At 72.5% G+C, this 20567-nt stretch carries 11 protein-coding genes; 7 read left to right on the top strand and 4 right to left on the bottom strand.

From position 1 onward, the window contains the following. Positions 1–259 precede the first annotated feature (259 nt). Positions 260–523 (top strand): hypothetical protein, encoded by a 264-nt coding sequence (locus F0L17_RS08380; protein ID WP_155070569.1) that lies wholly within the window; start codon positions 260–262, stop codon positions 521–523. A gap of 448 nt (positions 524–971) precedes the next feature. After that, the gene (locus F0L17_RS08375) at positions 972–4841 is read left to right on the top strand and encodes an ABC transporter transmembrane domain-containing protein (protein WP_162465963.1); all 3870 of its coding nucleotides are present in this window, start codon (positions 972–974) and stop codon (positions 4839–4841) included. A 52-nt stretch (positions 4842–4893) separates the two neighbouring features. On the opposite strand, the gene F0L17_RS08370 is transcribed toward F0L17_RS08375, so the two are convergent. Both F0L17_RS08370 and F0L17_RS08365 read right to left on the bottom strand, forming a co-directional pair. After that, positions 4894–5433: an NUDIX domain-containing protein gene (locus F0L17_RS08370; RefSeq protein ID WP_202917854.1), complete on the bottom strand. Its 540-nt coding sequence runs from the start codon at positions 5431–5433 to the stop codon at positions 4894–4896. A 113-nt stretch (positions 5434–5546) separates the two neighbouring features. Continuing rightward, entirely contained in the window at positions 5547–11345 is a 5799-nt protein-coding gene (locus F0L17_RS08365; RefSeq protein ID WP_155070567.1) for a glycosyl hydrolase family 18 protein, read from the bottom strand. A gap of 223 nt (positions 11346–11568) precedes the next feature. Here F0L17_RS08365 and F0L17_RS08360 point away from each other — a divergent pair, with 223 nt between their 5' ends. Further along, a complete protein-coding gene (locus F0L17_RS08360; protein ID WP_155070566.1) occupies positions 11569–13002 on the top strand; it encodes a S28 family serine protease in 1434 nt (477 codons plus the stop codon). Positions 13003–13126: 124 nt separating this feature from the next. On the opposite strand, the gene F0L17_RS08355 is transcribed toward F0L17_RS08360, so the two are convergent. Beyond that, positions 13127–14248, bottom strand: a complete 1122-nt coding sequence (locus F0L17_RS08355; protein WP_155070565.1) for a LacI family DNA-binding transcriptional regulator — start codon at positions 14246–14248, stop codon at positions 13127–13129. 108 nt (positions 14249–14356) lie between these two features. Here F0L17_RS08355 and F0L17_RS08350 point away from each other — a divergent pair, with 108 nt between their 5' ends. The 3 genes from F0L17_RS08350 to F0L17_RS08340 are packed head-to-tail and all read left to right on the top strand — an operon-like array spanning position 14357 to position 17531. Continuing rightward, positions 14357–15526, top strand: coding sequence for a Gfo/Idh/MocA family protein (locus F0L17_RS08350; protein ID WP_155070564.1), 1170 nt, complete (start codon positions 14357–14359; stop codon positions 15524–15526). After that, positions 15523–16692 (top strand): DUF993 family protein, encoded by a 1170-nt coding sequence (locus tag F0L17_RS08345; protein ID WP_162465962.1) that lies wholly within the window; start codon positions 15523–15525, stop codon positions 16690–16692. Before F0L17_RS08350 ends, F0L17_RS08345 begins: the two co-directional genes overlap by 4 nt. Beyond that, positions 16689–17531, top strand: coding sequence for a sugar phosphate isomerase/epimerase family protein (locus F0L17_RS08340; RefSeq protein WP_155070563.1), 843 nt, complete (start codon positions 16689–16691; stop codon positions 17529–17531). The genes F0L17_RS08345 and F0L17_RS08340 overlap by 4 nt, the downstream gene beginning before the upstream one ends. Positions 17532–17659: 128 nt before the next feature. Here F0L17_RS08340 and F0L17_RS08335 read toward each other — a convergent pair whose 3' ends face one another. Next, positions 17660–17875 (bottom strand): hypothetical protein, encoded by a 216-nt coding sequence (locus F0L17_RS08335; protein WP_155070562.1) that lies wholly within the window; start codon positions 17873–17875, stop codon positions 17660–17662. 407 nt (positions 17876–18282) lie between these two features. On the opposite strand from F0L17_RS08335, the gene recD2 reads away from it, so the two are divergent. Then, positions 18283–20508: an SF1B family DNA helicase RecD2 gene (gene recD2 / locus F0L17_RS08330; RefSeq protein ID WP_155070561.1), complete on the top strand. Its 2226-nt coding sequence runs from the start codon at positions 18283–18285 to the stop codon at positions 20506–20508. Positions 20509–20567 lie beyond the last annotated feature (59 nt).

Raw genomic sequence — 20567 nt, 5'->3', positions numbered from 1 at the left:
CCGGCCGGCGCCCAAGCAGGTTTCGGTCACCTTTGGCACGGGGCGTATCCGGACGTATGCACAACGTTTCGGTGCCGGTCGCCGTGGCCGAGTGAGATGTCGCTGGTGACCGGTGGGTGTGTCCCGCGTCCTGGGACGTTACTGAAAGCATCTTATTTAATACGCAACGTTACCAAAAATGATCGCTGAAGGTGCATTCGGCGGCAGTTCTCGACAGACTCACGTTCGCTATCCGTTACGCCCCACGGAAGGACGCGTCATGCGGAACGCGGTGGAGTACGCCCTCACGGGGAGTCTGCTGGCCATGGGCGCCCTCGGCCTGTCGGCCGGTGTGGCGCTCGCCGCGCCGGCGCCCCACGCGCCGCCGGCGCTGGTGCTCCCCGCCGCGCCGGAGCGCGCCGCACAACCGGTGGCCACGTCGGAGTGCGGCCCGGGAGCGCCGGGAGCGCCGGGAGCGGTGGGAGCGGTGGACGGTCGGGACGGGAACGCCGCCGGCGCGGGTGCGGAGGTGCCCGTCTCCTGAGACACGCGGGGCGCCGGGCCCGGTCCCGGCGGAGCCCCGACGAGCGGCCGGTCACCGCGCACGCCTCGGCCGGGCGGCGCGAGTGTCACCGGCACGGCCCCGCGGTACCTCCTCGCCGCGGGGCGGGTCGAACGAGCGGACGGACGAAGGAGCCGGTCCTGTGGGGGGTGCTGGCACGCACCGTCCGTCGCCGCCGCGGCCCACCCGAGGGCGCGGTCCGGAGAGAATGCCTGGCTCTCCGGGCCGCGTCCCTTCCTTTCCCCGCTCCCTCCCTCGCCTCTCCCCCTGCTCCTTCCCCCTGACGTGCCCCCGTGCCGTCTCCCGTCCGGTGCCGGCCCCTCCACCGGGATGAAATACGGTCGCCCACGCGTTGGATCACTGGTGCAGTGGACACCCAGTGCGACACACGGTCGCGCACGGCGACGGACGGTCAGCGGGAGGTAGGCACGTGGCGGGCAGCACGGAGGCGGGGGAGGCCGGGAAGGCCGGGGACGCGCGGCAGCCGGGGTGGGTGCGGAGGCTGACGGCGTACTGTCTGCGGTACCGCCGCAACGTGTGGCTCTCCCTGGGGGCCTCCCTGGGCGGAATGGCCCTGATGGCCCTGGTGCCGCTGATCAGCAAGGTCGTCATCGACGGCATCGTCGAAGGCGACACCGACGGCCTCGGCCCGTGGATCGCCCTGCTGGTCGCCGCCGCTGTCGTGGTCTACGGCCTGACGTACGTGCGCCGCTTCTACGGCGGCAGGCTGGCGCTGGACGTCCAGCACGACCTGCGCACCGAGATGTACGACTCCGTCGTCCGCCTCGACGGGCGACGGCAGGACGAGCTGTCCACCGGACAGGTCGTCGGACGGGCCACCAGCGACCTCCAGCTCATCCAGGGCCTGCTGTTCATGACGCCGATGATGATCGGCAACATCCTCCTCTTCGCCGTCTCGCTGGTCGTGATGGTCGCCCTCTCCCCGCTGTTGACCCTGGTGGCGCTGGCCGTCGGGCCCGCCCTGTGGTTCATCGCCCAGCGCAGCCGCGACCGGCTCTTCCCCGCCACCTGGTACGCCCAGACCCAGGCCGGCGCCGTGGCCGGGGTGGTGGACGGGTCCGTCACCGGCGTACGGGTGGTCAAGGGCTTCGGCCAGGAGGAACAGGAGACCGGGAAGCTGCGCTCGGTCAGCCGCGAGCTGTTCGCCGCGCGGCTGCGGACGGTGAAGCTCAACGCCCGCTACACCCCCGCCCTCCAGGCCGTCCCCGCGCTCGGCCAGGTGGCGATGCTCGCCCTCGGCGGCTGGATGGCCACCCGCGGTCAGATCACGCTGGGCACCTTCGTCGCCTTCTCCACCTACCTCGCCCAGCTCGTCGGCCCGGTGCGGATGCTGACCATGATGCTGACGGTCGGGCAGCAGGCCCGAGCCGGCGTCGAGCGCGTCATGGAACTGATCGACACCGAGCCGGCGATCAGCGAGCGCTCCGGCGCCCACGAGCTGCCCGCCGACGCGCCCGCCACCGTCGAGTTCGACCGGGTGGGCTTCTCCTACGGCACCGGCCCCGACGCCCGTCCGGTGCTGGAGGACTTCTCGCTGCGCGTCGAACCGGGCGAGACGGTCGCCGTCGTCGGGACCTCCGGCAGCGGCAAGTCCACCGTCTCGCTGCTGCTGCCCCGCTTCTACGACGTGACGTCCGGCGCGGTGCGCGTGGGCGGCCACGACGTGCGGGACCTGACCTTCGACTCGCTGCGCGCGGCCATCGGCCTGGTGCCCGAGCACAGCTTCCTGTTCTCCGACACCGTCCGCGCCAACCTCGCCTACGGCCGGCCGGACGCCGACGACGAGCAGATCCGGGCGGCCGCCCGCGCCGCCCAGGCCGACGGCTTCATATCCGCCCTGCCCGACGGCTACGACACCGAGGTCGGCGAGCAGGGCCTGACGCTGTCCGGTGGTCAGCGGCAGCGCATCGCCCTGGCCAGGGCGATCCTGAGCGACCCCAGACTGCTCGTCCTGGACGACGCCACCTCCGCCGTCGACGCCCGCGTCGAGCACGAGATCCACGAGGCGCTGCGCGGGGTGATGGCCGGCCGCACCACCCTGCTGATCGCACACCGCCGCTCCACCCTCTCCCTGGCCGACCGCATCGCCGTCCTGGACGGCGGGCGCCTGGTGGACGTCGGCACCGACGCCGAACTCCAGGAGCGCTGCGAGCTGTACCGGCGGTTGCTCAGCGACCCCGACGAGCTGGGTGGCGTCGAGCGCGACCCGGCCGGGCTGGTCTCCCCCGACGGCGACGGCGACGGCGACGGCGACGGCGGGGGCGGCCGCGGCGACGGCGGGGGCGGCCGCGGCGACGGTGGGGACGGTGACGGCCGCGTCGACGGCGTCACCCCCGAGCTGTGGATCCGGGAGGGCGAGCCGGAGGACACCACCGGCACCGGACCCGGCTCGCCCCCGCCCACCACCGGCGGCCCCGGTTTCGCCGGGGCGCTGGCCGGCACGCCGGCCACCCCCGAGATGCTCGCCAAGGTCGCCGCCCTGCCGCCCGCCGACGACACCCCCGAGATCGACGAGGAGCGCGCCGCCGAGGCCGAGACGGCCTACGGGGTGCGGCATCTGCTGCGCGGCTTCCGCGGCCCGCTGCTGCTGAGCCTGTTGCTGGTCGTGGTGGACGCCACCGCCGGGCTGCTGCTGCCGGTCCTCGTCCGACACGGCATCGACGAGGGCGTCCAGCGCGCCGCGCTCGGCGCCGTGTGGACGGCCTCCGCGATCGCCCTGCTGGTCGTGGTCGTCCAGTGGGCCGCGCAGACCGGCGAGACCCGCGCCATCGGCCGCACCGGCGAACGGATCCTCTACACCCTGCGCGTCAAGATCTTCGCCCAGCTCCAGCGCCTCGGACTCGACTACTACGAGCGCGAGCTGACCGGGAGGATCATGACCCGGATGACCACCGACGTCGACGCCCTGACGACCTTCCTCCAGACCGGCCTGGTCCAGGCGGTCGTGGCGATGTTGACGTTCTTCGGCATCATGGTCGTCCTCGTCGTCATCGACGCGGGGCTCGCCCTGGTGGTCCTGGCCACCCTGCCGCCGCTGGTGATCGGCACGATCTTCTTCCGCCGCCAGAGCCTGAAGGCGTACGAGCTGGCCCGCGAACGGGTCAGCGGTGTCAACGCCGCCCTCCAGGAGGGGGTCGCGGGGCTGCGGATCGTGCAGGCGTTCCGCAGCGAGCGCGCCGACAGCCGGCGCTTCGTCGAGCTCAGCGACGGCTACCGGCAGGCCCGCGTGAGGGGCCAGTGGCTGATCTCGGTCTACTTCCCCTTCATCCAGTTCCTGGCCTCCCTGGCCACCGCCGCCGTCCTGGTCATCGGGGCGAGGCGGGTGGACGAGGGCACCCTGACGGCGGGTGCCCTGGTGGCGTACCTGCTCTACATCGAGCTGTTCTTCGCCCCGGTACAGCAGCTCTCCCAGGTCTTCGACGGCTACCAGCAGGCGGTGGTCTCCCTCGGCCGCGTCCAGGAGCTGCTGCGCGAGAAGACCACCACGCCGGCCCCGCGGGAGCCCCGCGCGGTGGGCGAACTGCGCGGCGAGGTCGCGTTCGAGAAGGTGAGCTTCCGCTACGCCGGCGCGGAGGACGGCGAGGAGGCGCTCTCCGACGTGGACCTCCACATTCCCGCCGGACAGACGGTCGCCTTCGTCGGCGAGACGGGCGCGGGCAAGTCCACACTGGTCAAGCTGGTCGCCCGGTTCTACGACCCCACCTCGGGGACGGTCCGGGTGGACGGCGTCGACCTGCGCGAGCTGGACCTGTCCGGCTACCGGCACCGGCTCGGCGTCGTCCCGCAGGAGTCGTACCTGTTCGAGGGCACCGTGCGCGACGCCATCGCCTACGGTCGCCCCGACGCCTCGGACGCCGAGGTGGAGGCCGCCGCTCGGGCGGTCGGGGCGCACGACATGATCGCCACGCTCTCCGGCGGTTACCTGCATCCGGTCTCCGAGCGGGGCCGCAACCTCTCGGCCGGCCAACGGCAGTTGATCGCCCTGGCCCGCGCCGAGCTGGTGCGGCCCGACATCCTGTTGCTGGACGAGGCCACCGCCGCGCTCGACCTGGCCACCGAGGCGCTGGTCAACCAGGCCACGGACCGGCTGGCCGGGCGCCGCACCACCCTGGTCGTCGCCCACCGCCTCACCACGGCCGCCCGCGCCGACCGGGTGGTGGTCCTGGACCACGGCCGGGTGGTGGAGGACGGCACCCACGCCGAGCTCCTGGAGCGCGGTGGACGGTACGCCGCGCTGTGGCGCACCTATGTGGGGGAGCCCGCGCCGGCCACGGCGTGACGGCCCGCGCCGGGGGCGCGTCCTTCGACGGGCGCGCCTCCGACGCCCTCCCTCAGGGGCGGCAGAGCGCGGCCAGGTACTCGTCCACCGTCTGCACCCGTCCGCCCTCCAGCGGCTCGTCGCCGCGGCGCCAGTGGATCGCGGCGATCTCCTCGGTGGGCTCGAACGGCAGCCGCTCGTCCACCTCGGCGGTGTACAGCGCCCCGTACATCACCCGGCGCTCCGGGCCCAGCGAGGTCCGGGCGAACCCGGCGAACCGCAGCCGCTCCGGCGCCACCCGCAGGCCGCTCTCCTCCCACAGCTCCCGCGCGGCCGCCTCGCGGGGCGTCTCGCCCGGCTCGATGCCGCCGCCCGGCAGCTCCCAGCAGTCGCGGTCGCGCACCCGCACCATCAGCAACCGTCCGGCGTGCCACAGGGCGACCAGCGCGTAGCCCACGCGCGCGTCGTCGAAACGGGTGTCCTCCGCCTCCCGGTGGAAACCCAGCAGTGCCATGTCCAGCGCCCCCGTGACCAGCGGGACCGGGCCGCCGGCATCGGCGGCTGCGGGGCCGTCGGTGGGGTCGGCCGTGAGGTCGGCTGTGGGATCGGTCATGGCCGTGAGCGTACGCCGGGACCCGAGGGGGGAGAAGGCCGACGGCCCGCCAAAGGGACCGGCGGGCCGTCGGTGGGGTGTGCGTCAGAGGGCGGTCATCGGGGTCGTCCGGCTCATCGGGACGGCCCGGTCGGCGGAGGCGGGACCGGGCCGAGCCTGGTCCACGGGTTGTTCGGGTCGGTGGCGTCGGGCGTGTTGCCCCGGGTCCAGTACTTGGCCTTCCAGTAGTAACCGCCGTGGGTGACGACGGTGCGGGTGATGCCGTCGGGATCACCCGCGACGGCGTGGGTACCGGCGGTGTTGCCGCTGTTCAGTGGCTCGGCGACGAACTCGGACGACGAGCCGGTGGTGTCGTTGTGGGTGATCAGCGTGTAGGAGGTGCCGTGCTGCGGGGCGGTGGCGGGATCGCCATCGGCGTCGAGCAGTCGCCACCGCTGGCCGCCGGCGCTGCCGCAGTCGCGGACGGTCAGCGACTCCAGTTTCTTCTGCGCCCCCAGGCACTGCTCCTCACCGCTGCTGTCGTTGGTGATGCGGAACACCCCGTCGTCGCCGTCCGGCTCGATGCTCCACAGCTGGTGGACGTTGCCCAGCGAGGCGTACAGATGCGCCCGGTCCCACCCGGCCGGATGGTCCAGGAGGTTGCCGCTGTTGACGTCCTCGATCTTCCACTGGTCACCGGTCTGCCACAGGGTGAACGGCGCCCAGGCCGGGTTGTAGGTGCGCGAGGCGTCCCACGCCTCGGCCTTGCAGCCGGCACCGCCGCCGGAGGCGTCGGGCTCGACGGTGGTGGTCCCCCTGCGGTGGTCCTGGACCAGTCCGTACTCCTGTCCGCCGATGGCGAGCTTGAAGTTGGCGGGCCCGGTGATCGGCAGGTAGTACTTCAGCGCGATGTCGCGCGAGGCGCCCGGTGCCAGGTCCTCGCAGTAGCCCAGTTCGATCGTCACCCGGTGGAAGTCCCCGTCGAGGCCGCCGACGTTGGGCCCGTCATGGCCGGGTTCGACGGCGTCCTCCATCTCCTGCCACGCCTCGTCCTTCAGCAGGGGAGGAGTGGAGGTGGGGATGTCGAAGGAGAGTTCGGTGCCCTCCGGCAGGGTGGTGTCGGTGTTGTTGGTGATGCGCAGCTTGGGCTGCTGGGGCCACATCTGCGCGGTGTCGGTCGGGTAGTCGGTGAGTTCGGCCGTCACGTCGACCACCTCGTCGGGCAGGACGGTGTCCCCCGCGCGGGTGGCGCCGTAGGGGCCGGCGTCACGCAGGGCGTCGTCCAGCGCCTTGGTCAGGGTGTAGCCGGGGACGCACTGCCACCGCTCGGGGCAGTTGTAGTCGCCGGCCAGCTCCCAGACCATCGCGCCGCCCGCTCCGGTGGCGGCGATGTAGTCGGCCTTGGCGGCGATGTCCTGCTCGTCCTGGGTGGAGAGGAAGACCTTCTTGTCCCCGTTCCACAGCCAGGACGCCTTGAGGGTGTCGTCCCAGTGCCGGGTGTAGCCGTCGACCTGGTTGGCCGGGTCCGAGGAGCTCAGCTCGAACTGCTCGCGGTAGGAGGGCGGAATGCCCTTCTCCAGGTTCTTGGCGTGCCACATCGGGTTCGATCCGGCCGCGACCTCCTTGCCCCGGTCGGTGTCGTGCCACAGGTTGTCGATGCCGGTGGCGCCGGCGCCGCAGGCCGTGGTGCTGCCGTTCGGGCCGGTGCCGTCGGGGCACTGGCTCTGGTCGGTCAGCTCCGACGTCCCCCACAGCCCGTTCTCGCCGCCGGTGACGTTCTTCCAGCCGCGTGTGTAGTACGGGATGCCGAGGTTGATGCGCCCGGACTGCAGCGCGCCGCGCAGGTAGTGGTAGGACCAGTCGGTGTTGAAGTAGCCCATCTTCTGGTATTCGGGGTTCGTCTCCTCGTCGTAGATCCCGGCCGCCGCCAGCTCGGCGTCCTTCCCGTCGTCGTACAGCGGGGACTGCGGGCCGACGTAGGAGTTCCACGTGCCGTGGAAGTCGTACGTCATGGTGTTGGCGAAGTCCAGGTACTGCAGGGCGCGGAAGTCCTCCTGACCGCGCAGCAGGTACCCGGACGCCGACACGGCGGCGGTGAGCTGGTAGTAGCGGCCGTCGTCGGCCGAGGCCCGGTCCAGCTTCTCGCGCAGCGTCTTCATCAGCGCCGTGTAACCGGCGTTGAGGCCCTTGCGGCGCGGGTTGGCGATGGGCCAGTCCGCCGGGTTGCCGGCGTCCGTCAGGGCGGTGGGGTACTCGTAGTCGATGTCCACGCCGTCGAAGCCGTAGGTCCTGATGAAGTCCACGGCGGAGTCGGCGAAGGTGTCGATGGCCGGCTGGTTGACGCTGCCGTCGGCGTTGGTGGCCAGGGTGTAGAAGCCGCCGTCGGCGACGCGGTTGCCGTCCGCGTCGAAGTGCCCGCCGGTCTCGGCCCAGCCGCCGACCGAGATCAGCGTCTTCACCCGCGGATGCTGCTTCTTGTACTTGTTCAGCAGGTTGAAGTTGCCCTTGTACGGCAGGTCGGGGTCCATCTCGGCCCCGGGCACGCCCGGCCAGGTCATCCCGGTGGCCGGGTTGGCCGGATCGGAGGTGTCACCGACCGAGACCCGGTTGTCCTCGATGTGCGCGAAGGCGTAGTTGATGTGGGTGACCTGCCCCCAGGGGATGCTCCCCGGCAGGTACATCGGCTGCCCGTTCCGTCCGGTGCGCCAGCCGGTGAAGTAGCCGACCAGCCGCCGCGGATGCCGCTCGCCCATCCGCTCCCGGCCCTTGTCGTCGTAGAGCAGGCAGTACGGGGTGTTGACCCCCTCGGTGGGCGTCATGCCGTCGGGGCGGCACCTGGGCTGGTCGGCGGCGTCGGTGGACCACGGTCCGGGCCCCTCGGGCTCGGGGTCCTCCGGCGGTGTCGGCCCGGCCATCAGGGCCTGCGGCTGGACCACCAGCGGGGGCGGCTGCTCCTGGAGCCGGAGCCAGTCCAGCTCCCGCAGGGAGGGCCACATGTCGGTGAGGGGCACGGGTCCCTTGACGACGGTGGTCTTGGACAGGTCGGACCGGTCCACGTTCAGCATCACCGCCCGGTCGCCCGAGACGAGGACGGTCAGGCTTCCGTAGAGGGTGATCGCGCTGTCGACGTGTTGGTCGAAGCCGGTGCCCGCCAGGACGGGCATCGCGGTGGCGATGGTGGCCGGCTCCTTGATCCAGCTGTCGTTGTTCTGCTCCAGGGTCATGTTCAGCAGCCCCACCAGGTCACCGCGGAACATCAGCACACCGCCGCCGGTGTGGTCGTTGGCGGCGGCGTCGATGCCGTCCTCGAACGGGGTGCCCCGCAGGACGTGGAAGAAGTCCCCGATCGGTCCCGGGCCCTTGACCACCTCGTTCTGCTCGCTGCCGATGGGCCTTTGGACCCGGACGTACTGGTCCCCGCGGATCAGGATGAGCTGGAAGGCCGTCCGGATGCCGCAGCAGTACGACGAGAAGGCGGTGTCGACGCCGTTCTCGAACGGGGTGCCCCGCAGACTGTCCAGCTCCTCGGCCAGGGAGCCCTGGCCGAGGAGCTGCCCCTCGGCCTTGTCGAAGTCGGCGGAGGAGCCGTCCTGGTTCACGGTGGGGTCGAGGCGGGCGTGCCTGCCCCCCTTGAACAGGTAGTGGTCCTCGTACACATGGCCCTTGTCGTCGTCGCCGTACCGGCCGGTCCACACCGAGGCGTCGACCAGGGTCTTGACGGGGGAGACGGCGGTGTCGTCCGGGGAGCGCGAGGCGGAGCCGGAGCACCGGAAGGTCCAGTCGGTGTCGTTGAGCAGGTTGGCCGCCTTGCTCAGGCAGGCCCCCATGGCTCGCTGGCCGTGGGCGTTGGGGTGGATGGCCTCCTGCTGGTCGCCCTGCGACTCCCAGGGCACGTCCTTCGTCCCGTCCAGGAGGTAGGGGACCCAGCGGATCCACTCGGCGTCGGCGGCGGGCAGCCGGTTGTCCGGGCTGTTGGCGCCGGTCGCCTGCCGGGCGGTCTTCGCGCACAGCTCGTGGCCGGCGAAGGCGCTCTGGAGGTCGAGGAAGACCGCGCTGCTCGCCTTGGCGGCCCGGCCGATCATCGCGCTGATCCGGGGCACCACGGAGCTGTGCGCCCAGTCCGCGTCGACGTCCCGGAAGGGGCAGCCGCCGCTGCGGTAGCGGCTGTAGTCGATCAGGTCCTGCGGGTACTCGAAGTCCGCGCCGCGCGGCAGCGGGTTGGGGTAGGACTGCAGCACGATGCGGTAACTGGTGTCGGACTGGCCGGCGTCGCGCAGCGTCTCGCGGATCTTCCAGACGGTGTCGGTGACCTTCTTCTCCACGTCGTCGAGGGCGGCCGAGAACGCCGCTTCCTCGGTGTCCTTGCACGGTGTGGCGCCGGGGATCATGTACGACTTCGCGCAGGCGGCGATCAGGTCGGAGAAGTTCAGGTCGTTGCCGCCGATGGAGAGCGCCACCAGGGAGACGCGATGGTCCTCGGCGATCTCCGCGAGCTGTTCCACCTGGGGTTTTTGGCCCTTGAACTCCTCCTCGACGACATGCCGGGTCTCCGACCCCGAGCAGGCGATGTTGAACCGGTACTCCTCGGAGACGCCGAGTTCGGCCGACATGATCGGCGCGGTGTCCGAGCGGTCGCACCGGTTGCCGCCCTCCGCGTAGGAGGTGTCGCCGTAGACCCGGGTCAGGTCGTGCTCGCAGTCGTCGGCCGCGGAGCAGTTCACGGCGGCCCGGTCGGTGCCCCACACATGGCCGCTCGCCGAGGTGTTGGCGTTGCCCGCCCAGCGGCCTCCCTCACCGGAGATGAAGCTGTCGCCCATGGAGACGACGGCGGACGGCCGCGAGTCGTAGTCCTCGCACGCCGCGCCGTCCTCGGCGGCCACGCTGTTCCCGGCGGCCGGTGACGAGGGGGCCTGCGGCACGGGGGTCCGCTGCACGTCCCGCAGCACGAGGTTCGACGGGAAGTGGACCGTCACGAACTCCCAGATCCCGCAGATCAGCGCGTTCCGGTCGGCGAAGAGCACCGGGTAGTGGTCCGAGCCGCCCTTCGTGTCCAGCCGCACGGTGTGGTCGGCGAGCTGCTCGTCGGCCACCATGAAGTCCAGCGCGTAGCCCGACTTCTGGGTGGGGGCGGGCTCCCCGTTGCTCTTCTTCGCGTAGTAGACGTGGCCGCCCGCCGCGTCGGTGAACGTGTTCGGCACGCTGTTGAAGTCGCCCAGGACACGCCAGTGCTCGCCCGCGGGTACATTGTCGGCCACGGCCTTCACCAGGTCCCTGGCGTGCTTGTTCTGTGCGTCACCCTGCCGCCTGGACTCCGCGTGGATGCCGAAGAACCAGGTGTCGCCGAACTTCAGCCCGAGCGCCGGGCGCGAACGCAGGTAGTGGTCGGTGGCGTCGGGGGAGTCGGCCGCGCGGACGACCGCCGCGTCGTCCGGGCGGACGGCGCTCCAGATCGCCAGGGACTTGCCGGAGTTGCCGTTCGGGTCCACCGGCTCCCCCACGTCCTGGAGGTTGTACACCTTCAGGTAGTACAGGTAGCCGGCCTCCGGGTTCGCCCGGGGATGTCCCCACCTCAGCTCGTGCAGGCTGTACTTGAGGCTGGGCAGGCCGGTCGGGGTGGTGTCCAGGTCGCCGAGGTTGTCGTGGACCAGGTTTTCCTGGGTGAGCTCCGTCCCGCTGGGCAGGGTCTGCGCCTCCTGGAGCGCCACCAGATCGGCCTTGCCGATCAGGTTCTGCACCGGGGAGGACCACTTGAGGCCGCCGCCCTGCATGTTGAAGGCGATGGCCCGCTCGGGCACGGTCGCCACGGCGGCGGCGGGCCGCGCGGGCAGCAGGACGACCTGGAGCAGGCCGGCCAGCAGGGTCAGGGCCAGTAAGGGGACGAGGGGCATCGGCCGGGGTCTGGTCCGGCGCCGGTTGGTGAAGGGTCTGCCCATGGAAGGCACTCATCTCGTGTCGGGGCCGCGCGAGCGGCGGATACCGGCACCGGGACGGACGTCGCGGTGCCGTGAGATTTTTGCAAAGTCCCCTGACCAATGGGTGAACTCCTCGGTCGACGGCCGGAAGGGAGCGCCGGGTGGGCGAGAAGCGGTCTGGTGGGGCGGGTGTCGGGCCGGGTAGGTTCGCGGCGTTCCAGGAGCAGCCCGGAGGAGGGCACGCATGCGCAAGGCGCTCGGAGCGCTGTTGACGCTGGTGGTGCTGGTCGGCACGGTGGGGGCCGCCGGCGCGTCGCCGAGAGCCACCTCGGTCGGGGGCGGGGCGGCGAAGACCGGCGGAGCCGACGTGGGGGAGCGCATCGCCGCGATACCGGGGATGCGACTGATCGAGGAGAAGCCGGTCGAGGGGTACCGCTTCTTCGTGCTGGACTACCGCCAGCCCGTCGATCACCGCAAGCCCCGGGAGGGGACCTTCCGGCAGCGTCTGACGGTGTTGCACAAGGGCGAGGACCGGCCCACCGTCTTCCACACCTCCGGCTACGGGCTGAACACCGCCCCCGCGCGCAGCGAGCCGACGAGGATGATCGACGGCAATCAGGTCTCCCTGGAACACCGCTTCTTCGCCCCGTCGCGGCCCGAGCCCGCCGACTGGTCGAAGCTCGACATCCGGCAGGCCGCCGACGACCAGCACCGCGTCTTCCGCGCGCTGCACCGGATCTACGGTGCGGAGTGGATCTCCACCGGTGCCAGCAAGGGCGGGATGACGGCCACCTACTACCGGCGCTTCCACCCGAACGACATGGACGGCACGGTCGCCTACGTCGCGCCCAACGACGTGAACGACAGGGAGGACTCGGCCTACGACGAGTTCTTCGCCACCGTCTCCACCGCCGAGTGCCGCGAGCGGCTGAACGCCGCGCAGCGCGAGGTGTTCGTGCGCCGCGCCGAGATCGTCGACCGCTACGAGGCCTGGGCGGCGGCGGAGGGCCGCACCTTCGAGGTCGTCGGCAGCGCCGACCGGGCCTTCGAGAACGTCGGCCTGGACCTGGTGTGGGCCTGGTGGCAGTACGGCTCGGGCTCCGACTGCGACGAGGTGCCCCCGGTGGACGCGAGCACCGACGAGCTCTACGACTTCGTCGACCGGGTGTCGGGCTTCTCCTTCTACACCGACCAGGGTCTGGAGTACTACACGCCGTACTTCCACCAGGCCGGCACCGAGCTGGGCTCGCCGTCGTTCGCCACCCCGCACCTGGAGGGTCTGCTGCGCCACCCGGGCATCTACGAGCCGCGCACCTACGTCCCGCGCGACATCCCGATGAGCTTCGACAGCAAGGCGATGCGCGACGTCGACAGGTGGGTGCGCGGGGACTGCGAGCGGATGCTGTTCGTCTACGGCGAGAACGACCCGTGGGGGGCGGAGCCCTTCCGCCCGGGACGGGGCAGCGAGGACTGCCACGTCCTCACCGCGCCCGGCGCCGACCACGGCGCGAACATCGCCGCGCTGGAGGCCGACGACCGGGCCGTGGCCACCGACGCCCTGCTGCGGTGGGCCGGTGAAGACGGCGAGGCGGCGGAGCGGAAGGCGGCGCCGCTCGCGCCGTACGACGCGCGGCTCGACCGTGCCGAGCCGGCCGAGCGGTGGACGCTGCGCCCGTGAGGGCGCCCACCGCCCCGATCGACGGTGGGCGCGGCCGGAAGCCGGTCGCGCCCACCGGTGCGTCGCGGGGGCGACATCCCGCCGGCGGGGCGCGGGCGCCGGGGTGTCGAAGGTGGCGGAGGCCTCAGTTCGCGCCGCCGGCGCGCGGGGGCGCGGTGGAGGCGCGGGCCATCAGCTCGGTGCGGACGGTCGCCACGCAGCCGGGGGGCGCCGACTCCCGGCCCAGGGCCAGTCGTCCGGCGCGGGCGCCCGCCTCGTGGAGCGGGATGCGGACGGTGGTCAGGGCGGGGGCGGCGTCCGCGCTGAACGGCAGGTCGTCGAAGCCCGCCACCGAGACGTCCTCGGGGATGCGCAGACCCCGGTCGCGCAGGGCCGCGCAGACGCCCAGGGCGACGGTGTCGTTGGCGGCCAGCACGGCCGTCAGCCCGGGCTCGCGGCGCAGCAGTTCCAGGGCCCCGTCGTAGCCCGAGGAGCGGTCGTAGGCGCCGTGCACGGTGAGGCGCTCGACGTCGGCGAGCAGCTCCGGGGCGTGGTCGGCCAGTGCCGACCGGTGGCCCTCCAGCCGGTGTCGGGTGGTGGTGCGCTCGGCCGGTCCGGCGACGTAGCCGACACGGCGGTGGCCGAGGGAGAGGAGGTGCCCGGTCAGCCGACGGGCGCCGCCGCGGTTGTCGAAGGCCACGGTCAGCGGTGCGTCGGCGGTGGAGTCGGGGGCGCCCGGAGCCGCGGTCCCCGGCCCGTCGGCCCCCTCCCCGTCCGCCTCCGGCAGCGGGGGTCTGCCGCACAGCACCACCCGGGTGCCCGCGGCGGCCAGTCGGCGCAGCCGGGTGGCCAGCGCGGCGGTGTGTTCGGGGTCCTCCACGGCGCTGCCGGTGAGGACGACGGCGGCGGCGCGCTGGCGCTGGAGGAGGGTGAGGTAGGTCAGCTCGCGTTGCGGGGAGCCGCCGGTGTTGCAGACGACGGCCAGTTTCCCGCCCGCCTTCTCCGGTCCCATCTCCGACTGGACGGCGCTTGCCATGATGCCGAAGAACGGGTCGGCGATGTCGTTGACGAGGACGCCGACGAGGTCGGAGGTCGCGGCGGCCAGCGCGCTGGCGGGCCCGTTGACGACGTACTCCAGTTCCTCGACCGCGCGCAGTACCCGGCTCCGGGTCGCCCCGGCCACCGGGTAGTTGCCGCTGAGCACGCGCGAGACGGTGGCCGCCGAGACCCCCGCCCGGGCCGCCACATCCGCCAGCGTCACTGCCATTCCTGTCCTCCGGTGCGGGGTGTCGTCCAACAGGTCTTGTCCAGGGTGCTGTGGGCAGGCTAGCTTGCCCTGAGATAGAAAGCGCTTTCTAAAGGGAGAGGAACGCTCATGACACGCAGGGTCGTACGGATCGCCATGAACGGCGTCACCGGCCGGATGGGGTACCGCCAGCATCTGGTCCGCTCCATCCTGGCCATCCGCGAGCAAGGCGGACTGGACCTCGGCGACGGCGACGTGCTGTGGCCCGAGCCGATCCTCGTCGGCCGCCGCGAGCACGCACTGAAAGCGCTGGCCGAGCGCCACGGCCTCGACCCCGCCGCGGTGAGCTGCGACCTCGACGCCGTCCTGGCCGACGAGAGCGTCGAGATCTACTTCGACGCCCAGGTCACCTCCGCCCGCGAGGCCGCCATCCGCAAGGCGATCGCGGCCGGCAAGCACATCTACACCGAGAAGCCCACCGCCACCGGTCTGGAAGGGGCCCTGGAGCTGGCCCGACTCGCCCGTGACGCGGGCGTCAAGCACGGCGTCGTCCAGGACAAGCTGTTCCTGCCGGGCCTGCTCAAGCTCAAGCGGCTGATCGACGGCGGCTTCTTCGGTCGGATCCTGTCGGTCCGGGGCGAGTTCGGCTACTGGGTCTTCGAGGGCGACTGGCAGTCCGCCCAGCGCCCCTCGTGGAACTACCGCGCCGAGGACGGCGGCGGCATCGTCGTCGACATGTTCCCGCACTGGGAGTACGTGCTGCACGAGCTGTTCGGCCCGGTGCGCACCGTCCAGGCCGTCACCGCCACCCACATCCCGCAGCGCTGGGACGAGCAGGGCAAGCCCTACGACGCGACCGCCGACGACGCCGCGTACGGCATCTTCCAGCTCGACGGGGGGATCGTCGCCCAGATCAACTCCTCCTGGGCCGTCCGGGTCAACCGCGACGAACTGGTGGAGTTCCAGGTCGACGGCACCGAGGGCTCGGCCGTCGCGGGGCTGCGGACCTGCCGCGTCCAGCACCGCTCGACCACCCCGAAGCCGGTGTGGAACCCCGATCTGCCGGTCACCGAGTCCTTCCGCGACCAGTGGCAGGAGGTGCCGGACAACCTCGGGGAGGGCGGCGAGTTCGACAACGGGTTCAAGGCCCAGTGGGAGCTGTTCCTGCGCCACGTCGTCTCGGACGAGCCCTACACCTGGGACCTGCTGGCCGGCGCCCGCGGTGTCCAGCTCGCCGAACTGGGCCTGGCCTCGGCCGCCGAGGGCCGCCGCCTCGACGTCCCGGAGCTGGGCCTGTGATCCGCCTCCCCGACGCCTTTGGTGCGCTGCGCGAGTACACCCCCCGCACCGAGTCCGCCCTGCCCGCCGCCGGAGGCCCCCCGCTGGTCTCCCGCACGGTGTTCTCCGCCGCCCACGTCGTCGCCGACCCCTTCGCCGACGTCTCCCCGGGCGATCCGGCCGCCGTGGACTGGGACGCCACGCTCGCCTTCCGCCGGCACCTGTGGTCCCACGGGCTCGGCGTCGCCGAGGCCATGGACACCGCCCAGCGCGGCATGGGCCTGGACTGGCCCGCCGCCGCCGAACTGATCCGTCGCTCGGCCGCCGAGGCCGCCGCCTGCGGGGGCCGCATCGCCTGCGGGGTGGGCACCGACCAGCTCACCGGCCCCGCCGGCTCCCCGGACGAGGTCCGCGCGGCCTACGAGGAACAACTCGCCGTGGTGGAGGAGGCCGGCGCCCAGGCCATCGTGATGGCCTCCCGCGCCCTGGCCGCCCTCGCCCGGGGCCCCGAGGACTACCTGGAGCTCTACGGCCGGCTGCTGCGCCAGGCGTCCGAGCCGGTGATCCTGCACTGGCTGGGCCCGATGTTCGACCCGGCGCTGACCGGCTACTGGGGCAGCACGGACCTGGACGCCGCCACCGAGACCTTCCTCGCCGTCATCGCCGAGCACCCCGACAAGGTCGACGGCGTCAAGATCTCGCTGCTGGACGCGGGCCGCGAGGTCGAGCTGCGCCGCAGGCTCCCGAACGGCGTGCGCTGCTACACCGGTGACGACTTCAACTACCCCGAGCTGATCGCGGGCGACGACCCCGCGGCGGGAGGGCGCTTCAGCCACGCCCTGCTGGGCATCTTCGATCCGCTGGGCCCCCTGGCGGCCGAGGCGGTACGGGTGCTGGACACCGGTGACCCGGCCGGCTTCCGCAAGCTGCTGGACCCCACCGTGGAACTGTCCAGGCACCTGTTCCGGGCCCCCACCCGCTACTACAAGACCGGGGTGGTGTTCCTGGCCTGGCTGGCCGGCCACCAGGAGCACTTCGCCATGGTCGGCGGCCTCCAGTCCGCGCGCTCGCTGCCCCACCTGGCACGGGCGTACGAACTGGCCGACTCGCTCGGGCTCTTCCCCGACCCGGCGCTGGCCGAGGCGCGGATGCGGCACCTCTTGGCGGTGTACGGGGTGACGGCATGAGCACCACCACGGGCGACCTGGCGCGCTTCTCCATCAACCAGGAGACCGTCAGACAACTCCCCCTGCCCGAGCTGGTCGCGGCCTGCGGCGACCTGGGCGTCACGGGTGTCGGTCTGTGGCGGGCCCCCGTCCAGGAGTACGGGGTGGAGGCCACGGCCCGCCTGGTGCGGGACGCGGGCCTGACCGTCACCAGCCTGTGCCGCGGCGGTTTCCTCACCGCCTCCGACCCGGACGGCAGGGCGACGGCGCTGGACGACAACCGGGCGGCGATCGACGAGGCGGCCGGCATCGGCACCGACACCCTGGTGCTGGTCTGCGGCGGCCTGCCGCCCGGCGACCGGGACCTGGGCGGCGCCCGGGAGCGGATCGCCGACGCGCTGGGCGAGCTGTCGCCGTACGCGGCCGAGCGCGGGGTGCGGCTGGCGATCGAGCCGCTGCACCCGATGTTCGCCTCGGACCGCTGTGTGGTCTCCACCCTCGGGCAGGCCCTCGACCTGGCCGAGCGCTTCCCGGCCGAACGGGTCGGCGTCGTCGTGGACACCTACCACGTCTGGTGGGACGACCGGGCTCCCGAACAGATCGCGCGGGCCGGCGAGGGCGGACGCATCGCCGCCTTCCAGCTCGCCGACTGGTGCACCCCGCTCCCGGCGGGCGTGCTGCTGGGCCGCGGGCAGCTCGGGGACGGCTCGGTCGACTTCCGCCACTGGCGGGAGCTGGTGACCCGGGCCGGATACGGGGGATGGACGGAGGTGGAGATCTTCAACGAGGCCCTGTGGGCCCGCGACGGCCGCGAGGCCCTGGCCGAGACCGTGGAGCGTTACCGCGCCCACGTGCTGTGACCCGGCCGCGGCCCCACGGGCCGCCGTGCCGCGCGCCGCGGCACCCCGAGGACGGGCACGGTCCACCACGTCGCGCCGTGGACCGTGCCGAACCGCCGTCGCCTCCCGCCCGGGAGGCGACGGCGGCGTCACCGCGCGCCGCCGCGGTCCTGTTCGCCGCCCTCCTCGCCGGTGCGGCCGCCCTCGGCCTGCGAGGGGGTGTCCGGGGTCGCGTCGCCCGTGCCCGCGCCCTTCTTCTCGGAGGCGGCCTCGGCGGCGTGCCGCTCGCTCAACCCGCGCGTCTGGTCGACGCCCTCGTCGTCCCCCCGCTCGCCCTCGGCCTGTGATGGCGTCCAGCCGCTCATGAGCCGCTCCTCACCGTCTCGTCGCTGTCTCGGTCGTTCTCTCGGTGGCTGTCTCGGTGGTTGTCCCGTCACTCCTCCCGTCGCGGGTCCCGGGCTCCCGGGACCGCGGCCGGGGTGCTTGCCGGGTACCCGGAGCCGCGCCGAATCCACCCCCGTGCGCGCCTCAGGACGCACCCGTCCGGAACCGGCGAGAAAATCACGGACGGGCGTGCAACCGTTCCGGTGTGTCGTGGGTCATAGGTGGTGTCGGTCGCACCGGGGAGGGACGACGGGGGAGAGACCGACGGGGGGACACGAGGGGCCCGGCCGCACGGCCGGGCCCCTCGTAAGGTCCGGCGGCCACCCGGCGCCGGGGACTTCGTCCCCGGAGTGCCCGGTTGTCGGCGGTCGGGGTTACGGTCTGTGACATGTCGTTCCGACCCGCCGTGCTCGAGGGCGTCCTCGAGCGCATCACCTACGCCAACGAGGAAAACGGCTACACCGTCGCCCGCGTCGACCCCGGACGCGGCGGCGGCGAGCTGCTCACCGTCGTCGGCTCGCTGCTGGGCGCGCAGGTCGGGGAGTCGCTGCGGATGGAGGGCCGCTGGGGCTCCCACCCGCAGTACGGCAGACAGTTCCACGTGGACAACTACACGACGGTGCTGCCCGCCACCGTCCAGGGCATCCGGCGCTACCTGGGCTCCGGGCTGATCAAGGGCATCGGGCCGCGGATCGCCGAACGGATCGTGGACCACTTCGGGCTCCGGACGCTGGACGTCATCGAGTCCGAGCCGGAGCGGCTGATCGAGGTGCCCGGCCTCGGCCCGAAGCGGACGAAGCTGATCGGGGCCGCCTGGGAGGAGCAGAAGGCCATCAAGGAGGTGATGGTCTTCCTCCAGGGGGTGGGGGTCTCCACCTCGATCGCGGTGCGCATCTACAAGAAGTACGGCGACGCCTCGATCTCGGTGGTGCGGAACCAGCCCTACCGACTGGCCGCCGACGTGTGGGGCATCGGTTTCCTCACCGCCGACCGGATCGCCCAGGCCGTCGGCATCCCCCACGACAGTCCGGACCGGGTCAAGGCCGGCCTCCAGTACGCGCTGTCGCAGTCGGCCGACCAGGGGCACTGCTACCTGCCCGAGGAGCGGCTGATCGCCGACACCGTGAAGCTGCTGCAGGTGGACACCGGCCTGGTCATCGAGTGCCTGGGGGAGCTGGCGGGCGAGGAGGAGGGAGTGGTGCGCGAGCCCGTCCCCGACCCGCAGCGCCCGGGGGAGACGGTCACGGCGGTCTACCTGGTGCCCTTCCACCGGGCCGAGCTGTCGCTGGCGGCCCAGCTGCTGCGGCTGCTGCGCACCGAGGAGGACCGCATCCCCGCCTTCCGGAACGTCGACTGGGAGGTGGCCCTGTCCTGGCTGGCGCGGCGCACCGGCGCCGAGCTGGCCTCCGAACAGCGGGACGCGGTGCGGCTGGCGCTCACCGAGAAGGTCGCGGTGCTCACCGGCGGCCCCGGCTGCGGCAAGTCCTTCACCGTGCGGTCGGTGGTGGAGCTGGCCCGCGCCAAGGGGGCGAAGGTGGTGCTGGCCGCGCCGACGGGCCGGGCGGCCAAGCGGCTGTCGGAGCTGACCGGCGCCGAGGCCTCCACCGTGCACCGGCTGCTGGAGCTCAAGCCCGGCGGAGACGCCGCGTACGACCGCGAGCGCCCGCTGGAGGCCGACCTGGTCGTCGTGGACGAGGCGTCGATGCTCGATCTGCTGCTGGCCAACAAGCTGATCAAGGCCGTGCCGCCGGGGGCCCACCTGCTGCTGGTGGGGGACGTGGACCAGCTCCCCTCGGTGGGCGCGGGGGAGGTGCTGCGCGATCTGCTCGCCGAGGGCGGCCCGATCCCGTCCGTGCGGCTGACGCGGATCTTCCGGCAGGCCCAGCAGTCCGGGGTGGTGACCAACGCCCACCGCATCAACGCGGGACAGCCCCCGATCACCCGGGGCCTGTCGGACTTCTTCCTCTTCGTCGAGGACGACACCGAGGAGGCCGGGAGGCTCACCGTGGACGTGGCGACCCGGCGCATCCCCGCGAAGTTCGGCCTCGACCCGCGCCGTGACGTGCAGGTGCTCGCCCCGATGCACCGCGGCCCGGCCGGCGCGGGCACCCTGAACGGCCTGCTCCAGCAGGCCATCACCCCCGCCCGTCCGGACGTTCCGGAGAAGCGCTTCGGCGGGAGGGTTTTCCGGGTGGGTGACAAGGTGACTCAGATCCGCAACAACTACGAGAAGGGCGCCAACGGGGTCTTCAACGGCACGGTGGGCGTGGTGACCGCCCTGGACGTGGACGAACAGCGACTGACCGTGCGCACCGACGAGGACGAGGAGGTGGGGTACGACTTCGACGAACTGGACGAGCTCGCGCACGCCTACGCGGTGACGATCCACCGTTCCCAGGGCAGCGAGTACCCGGCGGTGGTCGTGCCGGTCACCACCGGGGCGTGGATGATGCTGCAGCGCAACCTGCTCTACACGGCCGTGACGAGGGCCAAACGCCTGGTGGTGTTGGTGGGCTCGCGCAGGGCGCTGGGGCAGGCCGTGCGGACGGTCTCCGCGGGGCGGCGCTGTACGGCTCTGGATCATCGATTGCGCGGCACGCCACACCCCGCGTAACTTTCCTGAGGCACTCCGTGCCACCCGAGGGCCCACTGGCCGACCCCGAGTGCACCGCA

The organism is Streptomyces taklimakanensis (assembly GCF_009709575.1).
In the GTDB taxonomy this organism is placed as follows: domain Bacteria; phylum Actinomycetota; class Actinomycetes; order Streptomycetales; family Streptomycetaceae; genus Streptomyces; species Streptomyces taklimakanensis.
The sequence above is the reverse complement of the archived record's forward strand: the minus strand, read 5'-3'. Positions and strand labels throughout refer to the sequence as shown.